At 52.5% G+C, this 20,250-nt stretch carries 13 protein-coding genes; 4 read left to right on the forward strand and 9 right to left on the reverse strand.

From position 1 onward, the window contains the following. Positions 1 to 9: 9 nt before the first annotated feature. The 9 genes from SD961_RS17560 to SD961_RS17600 form a co-directional block, all read right to left on the reverse strand. Entirely contained in the window at positions 10 to 1,269 is a 1,260-nt protein-coding gene (locus SD961_RS17560; RefSeq protein WP_318791623.1) for an HlyD family secretion protein, read from the reverse strand. A 25-nt stretch (positions 1,270 to 1,294) separates the two neighbouring features. Further along, entirely contained in the window at positions 1,295 to 2,617 is a 1,323-nt protein-coding gene (locus SD961_RS17565; protein WP_318791624.1) for a TolC family outer membrane protein, read from the reverse strand. A 36-nt stretch (positions 2,618 to 2,653) separates the two neighbouring features. After that, positions 2,654 to 3,310, reverse strand: coding sequence for a response regulator transcription factor (locus SD961_RS17570; RefSeq protein ID WP_318791625.1), 657 nt, complete (start codon positions 3,308 to 3,310; stop codon positions 2,654 to 2,656). A gap of 61 nt (positions 3,311 to 3,371) precedes the next feature. Further along, a complete protein-coding gene (locus SD961_RS17575; RefSeq protein ID WP_318791626.1) occupies positions 3,372 to 4,205 on the reverse strand; it encodes a fimbrial protein in 834 nt (277 codons plus the stop codon). A 233-nt stretch (positions 4,206 to 4,438) separates the two neighbouring features. Then, positions 4,439 to 7,030 carry a fimbria/pilus outer membrane usher protein gene (locus SD961_RS17580; protein WP_318791627.1) on the reverse strand — a complete coding sequence of 864 codons (2,592 nt, stop codon included), beginning with the start codon at positions 7,028 to 7,030 and terminating at the stop codon, positions 4,439 to 4,441. Positions 7,031 to 7,057: 27 nt separating this feature from the next. Then, positions 7,058 to 7,795: a molecular chaperone gene (locus SD961_RS17585; protein WP_318791628.1), complete on the reverse strand. Its 738-nt coding sequence runs from the start codon at positions 7,793 to 7,795 to the stop codon at positions 7,058 to 7,060. 60 nt (positions 7,796 to 7,855) lie between these two features. Further along, on the reverse strand, positions 7,856 to 8,386 hold the full coding sequence (locus SD961_RS17590; RefSeq protein WP_318791629.1) for a fimbrial protein: 531 nt from the start codon (positions 8,384 to 8,386) through the stop codon (positions 7,856 to 7,858). 113 nt (positions 8,387 to 8,499) lie between these two features. Beyond that, a complete protein-coding gene (locus tag SD961_RS17595) occupies positions 8,500 to 8,724 on the reverse strand; it encodes a hypothetical protein (protein WP_318791630.1) in 225 nt (74 codons plus the stop codon). Between the two features lie 9 nt (positions 8,725 to 8,733). Beyond that, positions 8,734 to 9,051: a hypothetical protein gene (locus SD961_RS17600; RefSeq protein ID WP_318791631.1), complete on the reverse strand. Its 318-nt coding sequence runs from the start codon at positions 9,049 to 9,051 to the stop codon at positions 8,734 to 8,736. 1,014 nt (positions 9,052 to 10,065) lie between these two features. Here SD961_RS17600 and SD961_RS17605 point away from each other — a divergent pair. The 4 genes from SD961_RS17605 to SD961_RS17620 all read left to right on the forward strand — a co-directional run. After that, positions 10,066 to 10,656: a transcriptional regulator gene (locus SD961_RS17605; RefSeq protein WP_318791632.1), complete on the forward strand. Its 591-nt coding sequence runs from the start codon at positions 10,066 to 10,068 to the stop codon at positions 10,654 to 10,656. 45 nt (positions 10,657 to 10,701) lie between these two features. Further along, positions 10,702 to 11,337 carry a helix-turn-helix transcriptional regulator gene (locus tag SD961_RS17610; protein WP_318791633.1) on the forward strand — a complete coding sequence of 212 codons (636 nt, stop codon included), beginning with the start codon at positions 10,702 to 10,704 and terminating at the stop codon, positions 11,335 to 11,337. Between the two features lie 137 nt (positions 11,338 to 11,474). Next, positions 11,475 to 12,455 (forward strand): hypothetical protein, encoded by a 981-nt coding sequence (locus SD961_RS17615; protein ID WP_318791634.1) that lies wholly within the window; start codon positions 11,475 to 11,477, stop codon positions 12,453 to 12,455. Positions 12,456 to 12,495: 40 nt separating this feature from the next. Continuing rightward, on the forward strand, positions 12,496 to 20,250 hold a 7,755-nt coding region (locus tag SD961_RS17620; protein WP_318791636.1), incomplete at its 3' end, for an Ig-like domain-containing protein.

A 20,250-nucleotide genomic window follows, 5' to 3' on the forward strand; every position in this document is an offset into this window, starting at 1 on the left:
ACCTTTTAATCAGAGAGAAATTTTGTGTCCCAGCGCGAATAACGGCTCCAGCACCCACTCATAGAGATGGCGCTTGTCGACGATAAAGTCAGCATCCAGCGCCATACCCGGTTTGAGCGGCTCGTTTTGCGTATAAGCTTTGATAGTTTGCTTATCCAGCGCCACCAATACCCGGTACTGCTGCTCCTGGACATTGTTTTTGCCGGTTAAGTTCGTTACTTCCTGTGGCGTAAGCGCGGTGCGAGAAACCTCGATCACTTTGCCATATTGCTGACCGAATTTTTGATAGGGGAAGGCTTTGTAACGCAGCACAACGCGTTGTCCCGCCTGAATAAAACCAATTGATTGCGTGTTCACCATAATGCGGGCCACCAGCTCACTGTCGCTGGGCAAAATCGCAATCGCAGACTGACCGGCATTCAGCATCTGACCATTTTTGACCATAATCATGCCGATATAACCGCTTTTTGGCGCACGCAGTTCGAATGAGCGGCGGGCCTCATTTTCAACCAGCGCCTGGCGGTTATCTGCCAGCTGACGTTCGATATCGTTACGTTTTTTCTCATCATCCAGCGGTTTTTCATGCAACTGCTGCTGCGCCTGAACGATTTTCTGGGTGATATCCAATAGCTGACGCTGATACTCCTGATAGCGTGCCTGGCTATCGAGCAGATTGGATTCCTGCTCTTCCAGTTGACGATTGGAGGCATAGCCCTGGCTTTGCATCGATGTCAGCTTGTTGAGTTGCAGTCGCGCAAGGGCAACCTGCTTTTTACGATGGGCCAGTTGCAGCTTTAACTGCTCCTGCTGCAATTTCAGACTGTCTATCGTGGCGTTAAGTCCCTGCATCTCCACTTCATGCAACTTACCGAGAGTAAGGAGATCCTGTTGCAGGCGTTCACGCTGCGCGGCCAGGTTTTCGGCAATGACCTGGCGTGTTTGCCCCAGCTGCGTCGAAACTTCTGACGACAGCACCATGACCACATCACCTTTTTCAACGTGCTGGCCCTCTTTAACCGGAATATCGATAACGGTCGCGCTGACCGGCGGCGGAATAATCAACATGCCGTTCTTCGGCAGCAGTTCGCCGGTTGAGGATTCATACTTGGTGTAACTGCCAAAAATAAAAAAGAGGGCGGTTGCCGCAGTGATAATGATCACCACGCTAATAACCAACCAGCGATAGGGCGGGCAATAGAGCGCCACGGTACCCAGACTGCCACGGTTGGCCGCATCAAGGGCTTCCTGGCGGAAAAGTGACTGTTCCATTTATATATTCATCATAAGTGGGGGATTAACGGCACTGAAAAAAATTCAGCATCTCAGGGGATAAGGAGCCGGTGCTCTGCGCCAGACTGACCAGCGCATTCAGGTAGTTCAGCCGCGCTTCAGCCTGATCTTTAAGCGCGCTGTAATATTTCTGCTGGGCATCCAGTTCATCATTCACCGTGCGGAAACCCATTTCCCGGCCATATTGAACGGAAACCACCTTCTCATGGGCTGATGCCACCGCATTTTTCTCAGCTTCAATCAGCGCTTTACCATTGGTAAGACTGAGCCAGGCGGAGCGCGTATCCTGAACCGCTTTACGCTGTGCTTCTACAATGGAGTACTTTGCGGCTTCGCGTCGGTAAGCGGCTTCGAAGGATTGTGAAAGCTGGCTGCCGCCGGCAAAAAGCGGAACAGTGACGTTGACGCCGTATTGCAGATTATTACTCTTGGATTTGGTGCCGAAAATGGCGTCATACAGAATGTTGTCGTCGTTATCATTCCGGCTCCAGTTTTTACCATAGCTGGCGTAAAGCGAGACGACCGGCATATGCGCGCCGTCCGCTGCCAGCACATCAGCATCCGCCTGATCATTCTGAAACAGGGCGACCTGAATATCGGTGTTACGCCGCTGACTGGCGTTTATCGCTTCTGTTAACGACGCATAAGGCGTGGCGTTCAGACACTGAAAATTAACCGGTTCCAGCGTATCAGGATTAATACCTGATATACGACGCACGGCTTCGCCAGCTAACAGCAGCTGGTTGCTGGCTTCAATCTCTTTTGCCTGAGCGATGGCGTAGTTTGCTTTCGCTTCGTCCAGTTCAGTGCGGGTATTCTGGCCATTGCGTAAACCGGCCTGAAGCTTTTCCATTTGCTGCTTGAAATTATGGCTGGCCGCCTGGGCTGCCTGCAAAACCTCCTGCTGATAAAGCACCGAGAAATAAGCGTTGGCAATGGAGTTTAGCAGTTTCTCTTCAGCCAGACGCGCCTGGGCCTGGGCGGTATCAGCAATAGCAACGCCTTTACGCCAGCCCGCATATTTGCTCATATCAAACAGGGGTTGCCTGACGCGCACATCGTAGTTATGCGTGGTTACGCCGCTCTGATATCTTTTATCGGGTTGCTCCTGACGATCCCAACTGCCCTCCAGCGTCAGCGTCGGCAACATGCCTGCCATGCCTTGCCAGTATTTCTGCCGATCGGCTTCGCTGGTCTTTTTACTGGATTGCAATGCCGAATCATAGGTTAAGGCAGCCTGCGCGGCCTGCTGTAACGTTGTTGCCTGCGTGGAGAGAGGGACGCAAATAAGCGCCAGCAATGCACGACTGATGTTATGGAGTTTCATGGTTTTCGCTGTTTCGGACAATAAATAATGCCAGGGTTAAATTAATTCCTGGGAAAATACATATTTAATTAAATCAGTATTGGAATGCAGCTGGAGTTTATGCATCGCATTATATTTTTGTGTTGCAACCGTACTTACGCTACGTTCACGTAATTTGGCGATATCCATTAAGCTGTAACCCATGGCAAAAAGCCTGATGACTTCAATTTCTGACGACGATAAAAGCGTGTCTGCTGAACCGGCCAGACTCTCCTGCGCCAGCTTTTTCATTTGCCTGGAGTAATAGATGCCTGGATTAGCTGAACAGATCCATTGGACAGCCTCAATCAGCTCACGCTGGTCGTCGCGTTTGCTGACAATAGCCTTGACGGGGATTTGCAGTATTCTTTTTAAAATGGCTTTGCTGGTCTGCGTGGTAAACACAATAATATTCAGCTCGGGTAGCTGTTTATGAATTTCTTCAAGCTTCTTTACGCCATTTAAATCGTTTCGTTCAAAGCTAAAACTAAAATCGGTGATAAGTATCTCGGGAGTTTGCTCCTTCAGCCGTATAAGGAGATACTCCGCCTCAACCGGATAGGCACAAATTTCCTGACGGGTGATCTCAGCCGCCAGTATCGACTGGATTGAATAGATGATGAATGGGCTCTCATCAGATACACCAATCCGAAGCATCCTTTTTTTCTGGAGCATATCGTCTGAAAAATCCTTTAATCAGTTTTATATGGAGCAGGGCTCTGCAGAGCCCTGCATATTACTGGTAGCTGATAGTATAAGTAGCTACCGCATTAGCCGTTCCCGGATTTACGGTGGCTGCCGTCTGGTAATAACGCGCATACAACGGCACCGTAACCAATGCGGCAGATAACGGATAAGAAGCGACGCTAAAGGGCGCAGCCAGCGCGATCGGTTGCTGATTTTCATTCAGGATCTGCACGCCAACGCCGCTGGCGGTTGAGGTGCTGTTCAGCGCGACAACCCCCATATCCGACAGGCCGCTGGAGGCATCGCCGTCGAACTGCATCATGACGTCAAAAGTCCCTGAGAGTAATGCTTCGCAGTTCAACTGCACATTAAACGCAATTGCACTGCTGGTCTGACCGATTCCGGCGCCTAATCCGCTGCTTGTACTGGCCGAATAGCTCCCCAGAGGAACTTCCTGATTAGTATTACTGGCGACCGTACAGGTTTCGTCTTTTACGGTGACGGCATTATTTCTGAGATTAGTGACTACATATGTCTCATCACTCCCGACCACTAAGGAGCCAACCTGGAACAGATCCAGGAAAGTACGCGTAATCGGGGTCAGTGAAGAAGAGGTTCGCACGATCCTGAAAGGTACGTTCAGGCTAAACTCCGTGTAATCGTTCAACACCCCGCCAGTAGTGATACCTGCATAGGTCGTGATCATTTGTCCTGTGGGCACGCTCCCCGCTTCGTTCGAATATTCGCCGCCATAACCCAGATACATGGTTAGCCCATAGCCTAACGATCCTTCCGCAATAGCCATTCGTTTAAAATAGACTTCTGCGCTAAGGCCATCGCTATAATCGAGGAAATTAAGGCCACATTTTACATCAACCGTCATCGTACCCTCATAAACCACTGTACCAATGGGAACGGCGGCTGAAAGGGTCAGTCCCAGCGTTCTCAGATCTAAAGCTGCGGTTGTCTGGGGAGCCTTACATATTAATTCAGTATCCGCAGCGGCGCGGGCGGCGGTTGTCGTCATTATGATGATATTGATTGTTAATATGACCAGAGCGAAAATTTTTCCCGCTGTTTTTAAAGCTTTAAAAAATGTCATAACGGTTCACCTGATTAACCCTGATTTTCATTATCGCTTACGCTGTTTGAGACATAACGAACAGGCTGGCTCCGATCGCTACTACATATTGTATTGAGTCTTGCCAGGGATTTATTTTCACTGGCCTGCACAACACCGGACTCAAGGTTAACCAGACAATTATCCGCCGGCGTTTTGCCCCAGGAGACATGCAGGCGACTAACATCTTTGTTCAGCCTCACATAGATCTGTCCGCCCTGCGAAACGGTCGTAATAAGATTGCCATTTTCATCATTCACCGATGCGCCAAAAGGCAATGCATTCCCGTTCCGTTGATTAGCACGAATCAAAAGCGGCTGACCTTTACTGGTTTTGTAATCAAGTCTGACGACGGCACCTTCAACAGGGATCACCCGCTGCTGCGTCGCTTCCAGTTCAACATCAAGCGGAATACCTTTTGGGTCTATTGCCAGTTCGTTTATCCGGTAAGGATTAAGATTTGGCACAATGGCCCGTCCGCTGCCGTTTAATACAATATTGGGATAGCCAAGCACCCGCGCACCGCCTGCATCTTCTGCGCTAACCACGGCATAAGTGGTTGACTGGTAAGCACTGAAGGTCAGGCTGTCGGGTAATGCTACGACGGTGCCGCTGGCGCCGCCTGAAGCAGAATAGTAACCCTCTCCTTTGGTATAAGAGGCTGTCAACGTACTGTAAGGCGAACGATATTGCCCGCTAATCGATCCAGACGTATTGTTATCAACATCACGCGCTGCGCCAACGTTATAATTATATTGGTCATGATCGCCCAGAACCCCATTAACCGCTGTTTGTGCACTGACGCCGTCTTTAGTGTGGGTCGCACTGCCAGTAATGTAGTGTTTATTATCACTGCCTAAAGGAATGGAGAAATCGAGTGATAGCTGCGTATCGTGACCGCCGGTTGAGTATAATAATCGGTTCGCGGAAAATGTATAGGAGACCCGACCGATTGTATTATTATATCCGAGCTGAAATTGGGTGTTTGTACCGGCAGCATCCCAGTAGTTCTGAACGAAACCAGTAAGATAGATATTCCCAAATGAGTCTCCAAAATTTTGGCTGGCGGTCATCGAAAAACGTTGTTTTGGCCGTGAGAGATAATTACCTTTGCCATCGCCGCCATGTTTTTTGTAATAGTTGTTAATTTGCAGCGCATTATCAAAACTGTAGTAACCGGACGATGAGAAGCGATATGCCGCCAGAGTAAAGTTAGTATTGGTTTGCGTAACTTTCTTACTGTAAGTTGCCCGATAACTCACGCCCTGTTTTTTCTCATCACCATATTTCGTTTGTGCACCAGTGATATCCAGTGAAATAGCCCCAATCGGCAACCCAAAAGCGCCGCCCAGTAACACGGATGTATAGTTGTCTGAGCCCAAAATACCTGAATAACCAGTAAGGCTGTTGGTAAAACCGTGCTGAATAGTGCCCTGGTAAACGGAAGGGGTGTAAACCATGTTATCGCGACGCGACACACCACCAGTCAAAGAATAATAGGTCATGCCCGGACGTTTTAGTCTTGCCATAGCAGCGTAAGGCACGGAGAAATGGGTTTCACTGCCGTCCGCTTCTTTCACCGTCACATCCAAATCACCGCCGTAACCGGTGGGATAGAGGTCAGTGATATTAAACGCGCCAGGGGAAACGGTAGTTTCATAAATTTTGCTGCCATTTTGCGATACGGTAACCTGGGCATTAGTCCGGGCAACGCCGCGAATTTCTGGCGCATAGCCGCGCTGCGAGTCTGGCCACATTTGATCGACTGTTGAAATCTGCGCGCCGCGAAAGGAGAGGGTATCAAAAATCTCACCACTGGTATTACCTTCACCCAGCAGTAAACGTGATTTCAACTGCGGAATATCGCGTTGTACATAGGTGTTGATGTCATCGTAATGATGATATTCGCTGCCCTGTTGGCGCCGCCAGCTTAACGCGCCATCATGGCGGAACATCCAGCCGCCCAGGTTGAAACCCGCCAGCGCATGACCATAGAAAGAGTCATACTCGCGTCCACTGTACACAGAGCGGTAGTAGTTAGTGTTATAATTTAGCGTAAAAGCGGTTTCACCTTTATCCCAGAATTCTGGTGCGACATAACCACGCGCCGAACGCAGCAGATAGATTTGCGGAATAGAGATATCCATCTGCATATCGGCACTGTTGATTGCAGCGTGACTTCCTTCTACAACATCTTCAAGAGCGAGACACTCTTTTCCCGTGCGAAGATTTTCTGCCTGCTGTGAATTAAAAACGCTGTCTTTAATTGACAGACTTTTTACCAGGTCATATGAGAGACATGCCCTGGTTTCCTCTCCTTCACGTATAACGCGAACATTGTCGCGGCTGACCTGACGGCCATTAAGAAAAATATCGAGGGTATAAATGCCAGGATCAATAGGGTTGCCATTTGCATAGCGGGAAACATCAACTTTTACGCCTGGCATATTTTTTACAAAGGATTCGTCGAAGTCATAATAATTTTCAGCCCAGGCTGAAGTTGTTGCAGCGGTAAGAAAAAGCGCTAATAAAGAGCGACTAAAATGTCGGCCCGCTGACTTATCTACAGAGACTGTCCTTGCCATCATGATTCCCCTTAATTATCACCATAAAAATTACTGGCTGATCTGGCCTTCTGCATTACGTGCTGCGCCAAAATCATCCAGAAACTGGTAATGAAAATTCGCTTTTATTTGATTTATATTCGTTCCTTTCAGGGTGAAATCTTTGCTTCCACCCGGCACTAACATATCACCCTTTTCACTCATTATTTTTCGGCCTGCACTATCCTCTGCAGTGATTTGTGCTACGTTGATGTAGTAAGGTGAATTATTAACAGCTGTCAGCTGGTTGCTATTTTTCCCTTTATGCCATACCAGTTCGGCGGCGGCAGTACTGGCATCCTGACTATTAAGTTTTCCTGGGCGATAAAACAATTTAATACGACTACGAATAGCCATCTGTAACTGGTTTTTATTCACCAGACTTTTATCTCGTGGGGGAATATCCAGCACGTTCAGCCAGAATATGGATTCTTTATCGGTGGGAAGGTTACTACCGGTATAAACGATACGTAATGTTTGCCCTTTGTTTGCTTCCATGCGGAAAACGGGCGGCAACAGAACAAAAGGGACGTTGATTTTATCCAATGCCTGATTAAGAACGCCATCGTCAATCCACGCCTGAACCAGTGCAGGTCGGTCGCTACGATTATCCAATCGCACCGTTATCTCTTTTTCAGAAGCAGGATAAATTACCCTGGTACCAATGATGGTGACGCTGGCAAAAGCAGACGATGAAAAAACGCATGCAAGCAGAAAACAGGCTATAAAGTTAAAACTTTTTTTTTTCATAATATTACTGGAATAGATAAAAGTGAAAGAGAGGTGGGAGCAGGCTCCCACCCTAATCAATTACAGATAATTGATAGAATAAGTCACAGATGAAGCAACAGTACCTGAGGTCGCTTGCGCAGTAGCGTAGTACTGTGCGGAATAGCTCAGGGTTGCGGCACCAGCAGTCAGTGCTTCGGTAGTTGGTGAAGTTGTCTGATCGGTGCTGCCAGCGTTCAATACATTGTTTGCGCCGTCCAGCAGTTGCAACTCAACGTTTGTCGCAGTACCCGTGTTGTTCAGACGACCATTAGCATTGACGTTGGCACCCTGTTCAAAGTAGGCATAAACCTCACCAGTTTCAGTCGAGCATTCGTTAAGTTCGACGGTAAAACGCGTGTTACCCGCAATCTGACCAGCGCTGCTCAGTACGCTGGAAGAGACTGATGGCAGGGTGACAGTTGCGGAACTGCTACCACCGTTAATGCTAACGGCACAGGTCTGGCTGTCGATGCTACCCGTAAAGGTGATCGTGCCATCAGATGCTTCTGCTGCATTAACCTGAGCCGCTGCCAGCAGCACACCAAGAGAAACCATAGTTACCTTTTTCATATACTTTCCTTTGTATAAATTAAAGAATGTTGAACCCTAACTACAATGAGTGACGGCCATTACTTGCCATCATTCATAGAGTTTTTTAGGAAGAGATCACTCTTCCCTGAAAATTAAAAAATCAGCAGGCCAAAGGCCACAGCAGCCACTATGCCCACAACGCCCATACCAAATGCCTCGCCACTTATGGTATTTGCGGCTGGAATATTTTCCGGGCGCGTCCATTCGGTGGTTTCTTTCTGAGAAGAGGCATTTAAGTTTTTAAAGAAATCGAGAATCAGCGAGGTCAATGAGCCGCCGCTGATGCTTGAAATTTCACTTTCTTTAAGTTCACGCATAGTTTCTCCTTACGCGGTGACTGGTGTTGCATTCATATCAAATTGATTTTCTGCGATTTGGTTGAACCAGGCAGAAGTTGTATCCCAGCCGTTCATCGCACCGTACAGAGCGCCATCAACCAAGCCAACCACGGCACCAACAATTAATCCGACACCGGCAGAAACAATACCTGCACCCACCAGGCCGCCTGTACTGCCGCCGCTCATTGCCCATTTCAGGCCAAAAGCAGTAATACCAGTTACGGCGCCAACAACTACAGAACCAATAAAGTCAAAAAAACCTGCACCTGAAACGTTTTGCATTTCAAAAGACGTTAACTCTCTCATTTTACTCTCCATCATCCTATAGTTAATTGCCGATTCAAGCAGGCATCGCTATTTAATAGATAAACCGTAGTGAGCGGAATAGTAAAAAATCCATAATTTATCTGTGGATTGCCAGTTTTTAGTAAAGAGTATGTTTTTTTTTTACATGATTTTAACTTTCATTATAATAAGACACTTGTTTTGCGTGAAAAGAGGGTGTCTGGAGGTCAGAAAGCAGAGGGTAGGTTAACTAAGTTCGTTTTTGAATGTATTAATAATAATTAGCATTAAACAAAGGTAAAGAAAATGCCCGCGAGATTAAGTCTCCCCCAAAAAACTTACTGGATGTTGTTAAGGCAACTGTTAATGACTCTGTCAGTTACAGGTTCAGCTAATTTTTAAATCCATCTCTGATGAAATGCTGCATTAGATCATTAATCTAATAATATTTATCTTTTCAGAATAAAAAACTATATTTCTCGTTTTTTTATATTTAATTATCTGTTTTTGGCGCCGCATGTTTTAATTTTATGCAGAAGGCCAGCCGAAGGATGATAAGCAGTAACATCGGCTCCAAAATAAAAATCCATGTTTCATGTCTGGTCATGTTTTTTGTTTTATTGTACGAATAGTAGTTTTGGAGAAGGTATGTATAACATTTAATTTCAAATGAGAATGGAAAAACCTATTTTTCAGAAAAAAGTTATAACACAGTCAGAATGGTTCTGTTTGCTGATCACATCAACTAAAAAAATGAGAGTTTACGGTGTAAAGTCCTGCTTTATGGTATTTAAATGGCATTTTATTCTTTCTTTTCACCGGTTTATGGGATTGAATTTTACTGGTATGGCTCTATTATTGCGAGGCAAGTAAGTCACTTAATTATAGTCCATAACCAGGAGGTGGTCAGTCTCAGACACAGTGCATCAGGGAAAGTAAATAGATCATAACAAAACAAGCCTTTTATTATTTTTATACTACTTACTGACTACGACGCACATAGCTACGGATGTTGGTTAGATTGAGTTTATTGATATGTATAGAGTGACTGAGAATCATGAGCGAATCATCGACGCATTGGCCGGCTATACGCAAGTTGCAAATCCGGATGAAATTTCGCGAGGCAAGCGTCGCTATCACTTAACTAAAGATAACGTACGTCGGGTGATGTTTATTCTGGATGGCGACTTTTTGTTAAAGCTAAAAGGTGAGCATAAAGTACTTAATATTCTTTCTGCGCCCTCTGTGGTCGGCGTTACGCCAGCGCTGGATGAACCTCCGGTTTATCTGGAAAGGATAGATTATGGCAAAGTAAGTTTTATTGACTATGAGACATTCTGGCGTTTGATCTTTGAAAAAGATCTTTTTCACGACGCAATGTCAATTCTATCAGGCCAATATTCTGATCTGATGAATTATATTCAGTTGCCAAAAGGAAATTCCCATGATGAGGTCCTTTCCTTAATAGGACGTTGGGGGAAGCTGCCACCACATCTGAAAAAACGGTTTTCTGCTCTTTATCTGATAGAACACAGCTCTCATCTATCTAAAAGTTCTATTTGTCGGGTATTAAAAGAACTGAAAGAGAAAGGAGAGCTTGAACTGGTGAATGGAAAATTTGTTTAGCACTATTTTGCTCCCTCATTTTGGGGATGCTTAAGGGGGAATAGTATGGATGTTAAGGTAATTTGCACGGATGATAATTATTACTTCAGACTAGGCATCTCCGGAGTGATTGAAGCGGCATTTTTATGCACTGTCAATGTTGAATTTTTAGCAAACTATGATAGCAAAAATATTCAGCAAGCAGATTTTATACTGGTCCATGTTTCACAGTGGCGACTCTTTATGTGTCAGCCAGCGTTTCGGCACCGTAAGCCTGGCAGTGTATTACTGGTCTTTGTCGATCGCACTGATAGCATTAGTTCGGAACAGTTGCCGGTATGTTATCAATCTTTAACCCTGATCGCTCCTACTGAAATCGTCAGTAAGATCAGAGATAAGATCGCTAACGCCTGGCTAATGGCGCAAAAAAAGACAAGCACCTTTATGCCGTCAGATTGTTTGCGATGTAAATTTTCCCGTATTTCTCTGGTGCAACTGCAGGTGATTTCTTTTATTAAAAAGGGGAGCTCAGTCCGACAGATTGCTAAAAGTCTCGGGTTATCAATTAAGACTATATATGCTCATAAGTACAATGTCATGAAGAAATTTAATATCAAAAGTGATAGCGATTTCTGTTTTTTTCTTAACGATCTGTCTTTAATTGAATTATATAAAGGGGTGGTGAATGATAATGAGAGCTAGATAAAAGTAAATTTAGTAACGAGCCTTTCTAAAAGGCTAAGTACAATAATTACATCTTTATTAAAAGCGGCCTGGTGGCGCGCATGTAGCCAGGAAGAAATTCCATTTTTTTTTGTTTCTGCTTGTTAGAGGCATTTATGAATAACAAATATCAACACAATACCGCCAGTCTGGTTATTCCCTCTAAAGTTGTAACGGGAATCATAACAGGCCTTATGGTTGTTTTATCAACCTTTATTATCAGCAATTATGCTGCCGCTGTGCCGTTGCAACCTACGCCTGCGCTTTCCCAGGCAGCTTATATGCCACAAGAGCAGAATCACTGGCAAACGCTGGACACCCATGCACATGTCATTGTCTACCGTGATGATGACGGTGCGTCTTTGCCGTCAAAAACGATTATCAACTTTTTTGTTAATGATCAATACCATACCAGCATACTTCCACGCACCCGCGCGGTAGAGCTGGTTCTTTGTCCGGGTAAAAAAGAAGTAAACGCCGCGTTCAGTCATCTTGACAAACATCGTTTTGTGCAGCCAACAAAATTTGCAGGAATTTCGCCAACACTACAGGCTGGCAAGCGTTATTACGTTGAGATTGCCTTAGATAAGTTGGGGGAAATTAACGCACGTTGGGTAGCTGAAGAAGAAGCAAAATCCGTGCTTGCCAATTTTAAGCCGCAAATGCACACATTGTCACGGGTGATGAATGAACGTTATTGCCCTGAAGTCACCTATACCATTAATACGGCAGAAATATTTACACAGCACAAAAATTCAATGTCATTAAGCAGTGAGGGGGCGCACGCACTGGCGGCGTTGATCAAAACCATTAAAGAGCAATTTAAAGAAATCGACAAGGTAGTCGTTAAAAATTACAGCGACGTTGATGACCCTAAGATTACTGCTCATCCGCTTTCTCAAATGCGCGCTAATAGCGTTACAACGTGGTTAGTAAATTCTGCTTTACCATCGCCTTTATTTACAGCGCAAGGGAAAGACCTGAATTGCTCCGCAATTTCTGCCAGTAAGCATGACCGCCAGGCTTGTCTTGATTTTAAGAAAAGCGTGGACGTAGAGGTTTACGGTGCCAGAAGAAGTCTGCGTTTTACACAATAATTAGTCTCATTTTATCGATCCTCGTTTACAGAAGGTTGCCATGCTAAAAATTAATATGCGCAGTGTTAAGGGAATTATCTCTTCTTACACCGTTGATACCAAAACCGATCAGGCTACAGTAATTAAAGTTCCTCATCATGGGGCGCTGAATATAGAGCTGACCGATAGCGCTACTGGCCATGCGCCGCAAATCGTCATGACTAAGCGCGTCGGTAATCATCTGCTTCTCGTCATTGGCCAGGATGATTTCGATCACCCTGATGTCGTGCTGGAAGACTATTACGCAAACGAAAATGTCCACTTAATTGGTCTGGGCGAAAATGGCCAGTATTATGAATATGTTCCCACTTCCGGTGATGTCACAGAATATCCGCCGGCTTTAACTGAAGGAAAAAGCGGTGAGCTGGTATTGGGTGGCGAAGGTTATGCCAGTGCCGACCCGGTTGCCGCTGGAGATAATAGCTTTGGCTGGCTGCCCTTCCTGCTGCTGGGTGGTGCCGCTGCAGCAGGCGGCATCGCCGTTGCGGCTTCTCAGGGTGGCGGCGATCACCACTCCTCGGGCAAATCCATTTCAACAACGATGAATCCGGTCACTGATTTGGATAACGATGGTTGCCCGGAATTCTCAGGCTCCTCAAACAGTCCTGATTCACAGGTTATTATTCAGTTGCCTGATGGCACGCAAATAACAACGCAAACTGACAGTAACGGCAACTGGACTGTAGAGGCACCTGCATCACAACCAAATGGGACTCTCACCGTCACCGTTACCGATAATGCTGGCAACAGTGGCAGCATAACCGAAGAATATCGCGATGTAACGCCACCTGATGTCGCCGTCATTAACGTAAATGACGATGAGCAGATCGCCGGTAAAGCTGAACCAGGCTCGACGGTAATTATTAACGACGGCACCACTGGCGAAAGTATTAGGGTTGATGTCGATGAGAACGGCGACTGGAGCGTTCAGCCCAACCCTGTCAATGAAGGGGACAGCGATGTCAGCGTCGTTGTGGTTGATCCTGCCGGCAACGCCTCTCCGGCAGCTGATGCTTCGCGCCCGGATACTACAGCTCCCGACAATATTAGTTCCGGTATTATCGCTGATTCCATCAGCCTGGCTGACGACGTAGGCTCCGTTACCGGCGAGATTGCCCACGGCGGCGTCACCGACGACACACGTCCAACCTTCTCGGGCAACGCCACGGCAGACATCGACCACGTCAATATCTACGACAAAGGCGAGCTGGTCGGCAGCGCAACCGTTGATGAGAACGGCAAGTGGAGCTGGACGCCGGAGCAGGATTTGGCCGACGGCACAGAGCATGAGCTGACCGTCACGGCGGTGGACGCGGCGGGCAACGAAGGCCCGGCGGCTGGCGGCAGCTGGAGCTTCACCGTCGACACCAGCACCATGACACCGGAAATCACCACCAATACCGAAGCGGAGCTGGCCGGTAATGCCGAGCCGGGCGCGGTGATCGTGATCACCGATCCCTCTGGCGAAAGCGTGACCGAAACGGTGGCCGACGCCGACGGGCACTGGAGCATTCAGCCGAACCCGGCAGGGGTAGGCGACAAAGAGGTGGGGGTGGAAGCCACCGACGGGGCGGGCAACAGCAGCACCATCATTATTGACGGCCCTGCCGACGGTACGGCACCGGACAACCAGACCTCCGGCATCGTGGTTGACTCCGTCAGCCTGACTGACGACGTTGGCCCCCTAACCGGCGAGATCGCCGACGGCGGCGTCACCGACGACGCACGGCCAACCTTCTCGGGCAACGCGACGGCAGATATCGCTCACGTCAATATCTATGACAACGGCGAGCTGGCTGGCAGCGCAACCGTTGATGAGAACGGCAGCTGGAGCTGGACGCCGGAGCAGGATCTGGCCGACGGCACCGGGCATGAGCTGACGGTCACGGCGGTGGATGCGGCGGGTAATGAAGGCCCGGCCGTCAGTGGCACCGCTGACGGCGGCTGGAGCTTTACCGTTGATACTTCCGCCCCGGACAACCAGACCTCCGGCATTGTGGCTGATTCCATAAGCCTGACTGACGACGTTGGCCCCGTTACCGGCGAAATCGCCGACGGCGGTGTTACTGACGACGCACGGCCAACCTTCTCGGGCAACGCGACAGCAGACATCGATCACGTCAATATCTATGACAATGGCGAACTGGCCGGCAGCGCAACCGTTGATGAAAACGGCAAGTGGAGCTGGACGCCGGAGCAGGATCTGGCCGACGGCACCGGGCATGAACTGACCGTCACGGCAGTGGATGCGGCGGGTAATGAAGGCCCGGCGGCTGACGGCAGCTGGAGCTTCACCGTCGACACCAGCACCATGACACCGGAAATCACCACCAATACCGAAGCGGAGCTGGCTGGCAATGCCGAGCCGGGCGCGGTGATCGTTATCACCGATCCGACCAACGACAGCGTGACCGAAACGGTGGCTGATGCCGACGGGCACTGGAGCATTCAGCCGAATCCGGCAGGGGTGGGCGACAAAGAGGTGGGGGTGGAAGCCACCGACGGGGCGGGCAACAGCAGCACTATCATTATTGATGGCCCTGCCGACGGTACGGCACCGGACAACCAGACCTCCGGCGTTGTGGTCGACTCCATCAGCCTGACCGACGATGTGGGGCCGGTAACCGGTGAGATCGCCGACGGCGGCGTTACTGACGACACGCGTCCGACCCTCTCGGGCAACGCGACCGCCGATATCGACCACGTCAATATCTACGACAACGGCGAACTGGCCGGCAGCGCAACCGTTGATGAAAACGGCAAGTGGAGCTGGACGCCGGAGCAGGATCTGGCCGACGGCACCGGGCATGAGCTGACCGTGGCTGCCGTTGATGTCGCCGGTAACGAAGGCCCGGCGATCAGCGGCACCGCTGACGACGGCTGGAGCTTCACCGTCGACACTTCCGCACCGGACAATCAGAGTTCTGGCATCGTCACTGACGCCATCACGCTGACTGACGATGTTGGCCCGGTGACCGGTGAAATCGCCGACGGTAGCGTCACTGACGATGCCCGTCCGACCTATGCAGGGCAGGCCACTGCCGATATCGACCACGTCAATATTTATGACGGCGGCGTCCTGATCGGCAGCAGCGCAGTGGATGCCGAAGGCCGCTGGAGCTGGACGCCTGAAAGCGCGCTGGCGAGCGGGGCGCACGCCCTGACCGTGGCGGCGGTTGACGCGGCGGGTAACGAAGGCCCGCAGGTGAGCGGCACCGCGGATGCGGCGTGGGACTTCAGCATTCTGACCAGCGCCCCGGCGCAGCCGGCAATTGAGAACGTGGTGGATGACTACAGCCAGGGCGAGGACGCCGACACCGGCTTCCTGCAGAAGGGACAGTCCACCAACGACAGCATGCTGACGGTGAACGGCACCGCAGGCGCGGGCCTGACGGTGATGGTGTGGGCCACGGACGCCGCAGGCAACCGGGTGAACGTGGGCGAGGGCGTGGCGGACAGCGAAGGCCGCTGGAGCATCACCACATCGGCGCTGGGTGAGGACGGCAGCTACAGCCTGACGGCCACGGCGGTGAACGCGGCGGGCGTCTCCTCGGCGGAGACCGGTGCGTTTAACGTGGTGCTGGATACGGCAGCCCCGGCGGCGGCAGTGGCTCAGCTGATGGACGCGCAGGGCGAGGTGCAGGGCGCGGTGGCGGACGGCGGCGTGACCGACGATCGCGCGCCGGTGCTGAAGGGCACGGCGGAAGCGGGCGCCACGGTCGCGGTCTACCTGGACGGCAGCAGCACGCCGGCCGGCAGCACCACGGCGGACGCGGACGGCAGCTGGAGCCTGGTGCTGGGCACGCTGGCGGACGGCGAACACAGCTGGCAGGTGAAGGTCACGGACGCGGCGGGCAACGAAACGCGCGGCGAAAGTTCAGCCTTCACGCTGGACAGCAGCAGCGTGGTGCTGACCATTGACCAGGCGAACGACGACGCGGGCAGCGTGACCGGGGCGGTGCTGAACGGCGGCCTGACCGATGACAGCACGCCGGAGCTGCAGGGTACGGCGCTGCCGGGTGCGGTGGTAACCCTGCGCGACGCGGCGGGTGAGGTGCTGGGCAGCAGCACGGCGGACAGCAGCGGGATCTGGCGCTTCGCGTTGGCGGAGCTGGCGGACGGCGAGCACAGCTTCACGGCGGAGGTGACCAGCGCGGCGGGCAACCGCAGCGAGGCGACCTTCACCCTGACGGTGGATGCGACTGCACCGATCCAGCCAGTGATTACCGGCATGACTGATGACGTGGGTACCGTTCAGGGTACGATCACGGTCAGTGGCGGTGTTACTGACGATCCGGCGCCGACCTTTACCGGTACGGCAGAAGCGGGTTCATTGGTTACTCTGTTCGACGGCGACACTGTATTAGGCTACGTTCATGCTGATGCAGAGGGTAACTGGAGCTATACCCCGACTACTAATCTGGTCGATGGCGCTCATAGCATTAGCGTCACCAGCACAGACGCAGCGGGCAACGTCTCCGCGCCAGGTGCCGACTGGCAGTTTGTGCTGGATACCAGCACTATGGCACCGGAAATCACCACCAATACCGAAGCGGAACTGGCCGGTAATGCCGAGCCGGGCGCGGTGATCGTGATCACCGATCCGACCAACGACAGCGTGAGCGAAACGGTGGCCGACGCCGACGGACACTGGAGCATTCAGCCGAATCCGGCAGGGGTGGGCAATAAAGATGTGGTGGTGGAAGCCACCGACGGGGCGGGCAACAGCAACAGCACCCTCATTGACGGCCCGACAGACAGCACGGCGCCTGACAACCAGACCTCCGGCATTGTCATTGATTCCATCAGCCTGACTGACAATGTGGGTCCGGTAACCGGCGAGATCGCCGACGGCGGCGTTACTGACGACGCACGTCCGACCCTCTCGGGCAACGCGACCGCCGATATCGACCACGTCAATATCTACGACAACGGCGAGCTGGCCGGCAGCGCAACCGTTGATGAGAACGGCAAGTGGAGCTGGACGCCGGAGCAGGATCTGGCCGACGACACCGGGCATGAGCTGACCGTCACGGCGGTGGACGCGGCGGGCAACGAAGGTCCGGCTGTCAGCGGCACCGACGACGGTGGCTGGAGCTTTACAGTAGATACTTCTGCGCCGGGTAAAGATGCGTTCTCCGAAGGTAACATCACGCTTACCGACGATGTGGGTCCGGTACAGGGCGTGATTGCAGATGGTGCAACTACCGATGATGCGCGCCCAACCTACAGCGGCAGCGTGAGCGCGGAAGGATTAGCGGAGGGTGTGGTCAGCGTCAATATCTATGACAACGGCGAACTGGTCGGCAGCGCAACTGTTGATGCCGAAGGCCGCTGGAGCTGGACGCCTGAAAGCGCGCTGGCGAGCGGGGCGCACGCCCTGACCGTGGCGGCGGTTGACGCGGCGGGTAACGAAGGTCCGCAGGTCAGCGGCACCGCGGATGCGGCGTGGGACTTCAGCATTCTGACCAGCGCCCCGGCGCAGCCGGCAATTGAGAACGTGGTGGATGACTACAGCCAGGGCGAGGACACCGACACCGGCTTCCTGCAGAAGGGACAGTCCACCAACGACAGCATGCTGACGGTGAACGGCACCGCAGGCGCGGGCCTGACGGTAGTGGTGTGGGCCACGGACGCCGCAGGCAACCGGGCGAACGTGGGCCAGGGCGTGGCGGACAGCGAAGGCCGCTGGAGCATCACCACATCGGCGCTGGGTGAAGACGGCAGCTACAGCCTGACGGCCACGGCGGTGAACGCGGCGGGCGTCTCCTCGGCGGAGACCGGAGCGTTTAACGTGGTGCTGGATACGGCAGCCCCGGCGGCGGCAGTGGCTCAGCTGATGGACGCGCAGGGCGAGGTGCAGGGCGCGGTGGCGGACGGCGGCGTGACCGACGATCGCGCGCCGGTGCTGAAGGGCACGGCGGAAGCGGGCGCCACGGTCGCGGTCTACCTGGACGGCAGCAGCACGCCGGCCGGCAGCACCACGGCGGACGCGGACGGCAGCTGGAGCCTGGTGCTGGGCACGCTGGCGGACGGCGAACACAGCTGGCAGGTGAAGGTCACGGACGCGGCGGGCAACGAAACGCGCGGCGAAAGTTCAGCCTTCACGCTGGACAGCAGCAGCGTGGTGCTGACCATTGACCAGGCGAACGACGACGCGGGCAGCGTGACCGGGGCGGTGCTGAACGGCGGCCTGACCGACGACAGCACGCCGGAGCTGCAGGGTACGGCGCTGCCGGGTGCGGTGGTGACCCTGCGCGACGCGGCGGGTGAGGTGCTGGGCAGCAGCACGGCGGACAGCAGCGGGATCTGGCGCTTCGCGGTGGCGGAGCTGGCGGACGGCGAGCACAGCTTCACGGCGGAGGTGACCAGCGCGGCGGGCAACCGCAGCGAGGCGACCTTCACCCTGACGGTGGATACCACACCGCCTGAGCCAGTGATCATTCAGTCACTGCAAGATGACGTCGGCACGCTCCAGTTCACTTCACCAGTGGCTGGCAATGTCACCGACGATCCGGCGCCGACCTTTACCGGTGCCGCAGAAGCGGGATCGCAGGTTACGCTTTATGACAATGGCGTTCTGCTGGCAACCATTACGGCAGATGCGGAGGGTAACTGGAGCTATACCCCGACCACTAACTTGTCAGAGGGGACACACAGCATTACCGCGACGGCGACGGATGCGGCAGGCAACGTAAGCGAACTCAGTAATAGCTGGAATTTCATTCTGGACATCACGGCGCCTAACGTTGGCATTTCAGGCAACTCTGAAGAGTCATTGAGCGGTGTTACTGAGCCTGGCGTTGTGGTTGTTGTAGTGGATAAAAACGGCACGAAATACAGCACCGTGGCAGATCAGCAGGGTAAATGGGTAATTGCACCTAATCCTGTGGCAGCGGGAGAGTCTGGAGAGATCTATGCGATCGATCCTGCAGGCAACCAGGGCGAAGCGGTAGCGTTTCAGGGATCGGCTCTGGCCAGTTATAGCTTGCTGAATGAAAGTACCCAGGTGAACACCACCACCGCGGGCGACCAGCTTAACCCGGCGACCACCCGGCTGGCCGACGGCCGCATCGTGGTGGTGTGGCAGGGCGCGGGCGTTTCCGGTACCGAGGTCTACATGCAGCTCTATGAGGCCGACGGTATTCACAAAATCGGCACCGAGCAGCAGGTCAACCAGCGCACCGCCAACAACCAGGACAGCGCGCAGGTGATTGCCCTGACCGACGGCGGCTTTGTTATCGTCTACGAGTCCAACAACAACGGGCTGGACAACAGCGGCGACGGCGTGATGGCGCGGCGCTACGGCGCTGACGGCCAGGCGGTGACCGACGAGTTCCAGGTCAACACCACCTACAGCGGCGCCCAGAACCGTCCGGGCGCGATGGCCACCGCCGACGGCGGCTACATCATCAGCTGGGAAGACCAGGGCACCAGCATCGTGCAGCGCAGCTACGGGGCGGATAACCAGCCCCTCACGGGCGAGGTGACGGTGGCGACCGGCAAGAGCATGGGCGCCTCCGGCGGCCCGGAAATGGCGGCCTTTACCGACGCGGCGCACAGCGGCATGTATGTCACGGTATGGAACGCGACCAGCGGTCCGGGCGATACCAGCGGCACCGGCATTGTCGGTCAGATTTTCAACGCGGACGGCACGCCGCTGGGCAGCAGCTTCCAGGTGAACACCACCACGGACAGCTCGCAGAACTACCCGGACGTCATCACCCTGAGCGACGGCAGCGTGGTGGTGTTCTGG

The sequence above is a fragment of the Erwinia sp. MMLR14_017 genome, assembly GCF_033657285.1.
GTDB lineage: Bacteria > Pseudomonadota > Gammaproteobacteria > Enterobacterales > Enterobacteriaceae > Erwinia.

Coding starts and splice junctions, on each gene's coding strand:
- SD961_RS17560 (WP_318791623.1), bottom strand. CDS start 1,269: ATGGAACAGTCACTTTTCCGCCAGGAAGCCCTTGATGCGGCCAACCGT.
- SD961_RS17565 (WP_318791624.1), bottom strand. CDS start 2,617: ATGAAACTCCATAACATCAGTCGTGCATTGCTGGCGCTTATTTGCGTC.
- SD961_RS17570 (WP_318791625.1), bottom strand. CDS start 3,310: ATGCTCCAGAAAAAAAGGATGCTTCGGATTGGTGTATCTGATGAGAGC.
- SD961_RS17575 (WP_318791626.1), bottom strand. CDS start 4,205: ATGACGGTTGATGTAAAATGTGGCCTTAATTTCCTCGATTATAGCGAT.
- SD961_RS17580 (WP_318791627.1), bottom strand. CDS start 7,030: ATGATGGCAAGGACAGTCTCTGTAGATAAGTCAGCGGGCCGACATTTT.
- SD961_RS17585 (WP_318791628.1), bottom strand. CDS start 7,795: ATGAAAAAAAAAAGTTTTAACTTTATAGCCTGTTTTCTGCTTGCATGC.
- SD961_RS17590 (WP_318791629.1), bottom strand. CDS start 8,386: ATGAAAAAGGTAACTATGGTTTCTCTTGGTGTGCTGCTGGCAGCGGCT.
- SD961_RS17595 (WP_318791630.1), bottom strand. CDS start 8,724: ATGCGTGAACTTAAAGAAAGTGAAATTTCAAGCATCAGCGGCGGCTCA.
- SD961_RS17600 (WP_318791631.1), bottom strand. CDS start 9,051: ATGAGAGAGTTAACGTCTTTTGAAATGCAAAACGTTTCAGGTGCAGGT.
- SD961_RS17605 (WP_318791632.1), top strand. CDS start 10,066: ATGTATAGAGTGACTGAGAATCATGAGCGAATCATCGACGCATTGGCC.
- SD961_RS17610 (WP_318791633.1), top strand. CDS start 10,702: ATGGATGTTAAGGTAATTTGCACGGATGATAATTATTACTTCAGACTA.
- SD961_RS17615 (WP_318791634.1), top strand. CDS start 11,475: ATGAATAACAAATATCAACACAATACCGCCAGTCTGGTTATTCCCTCT.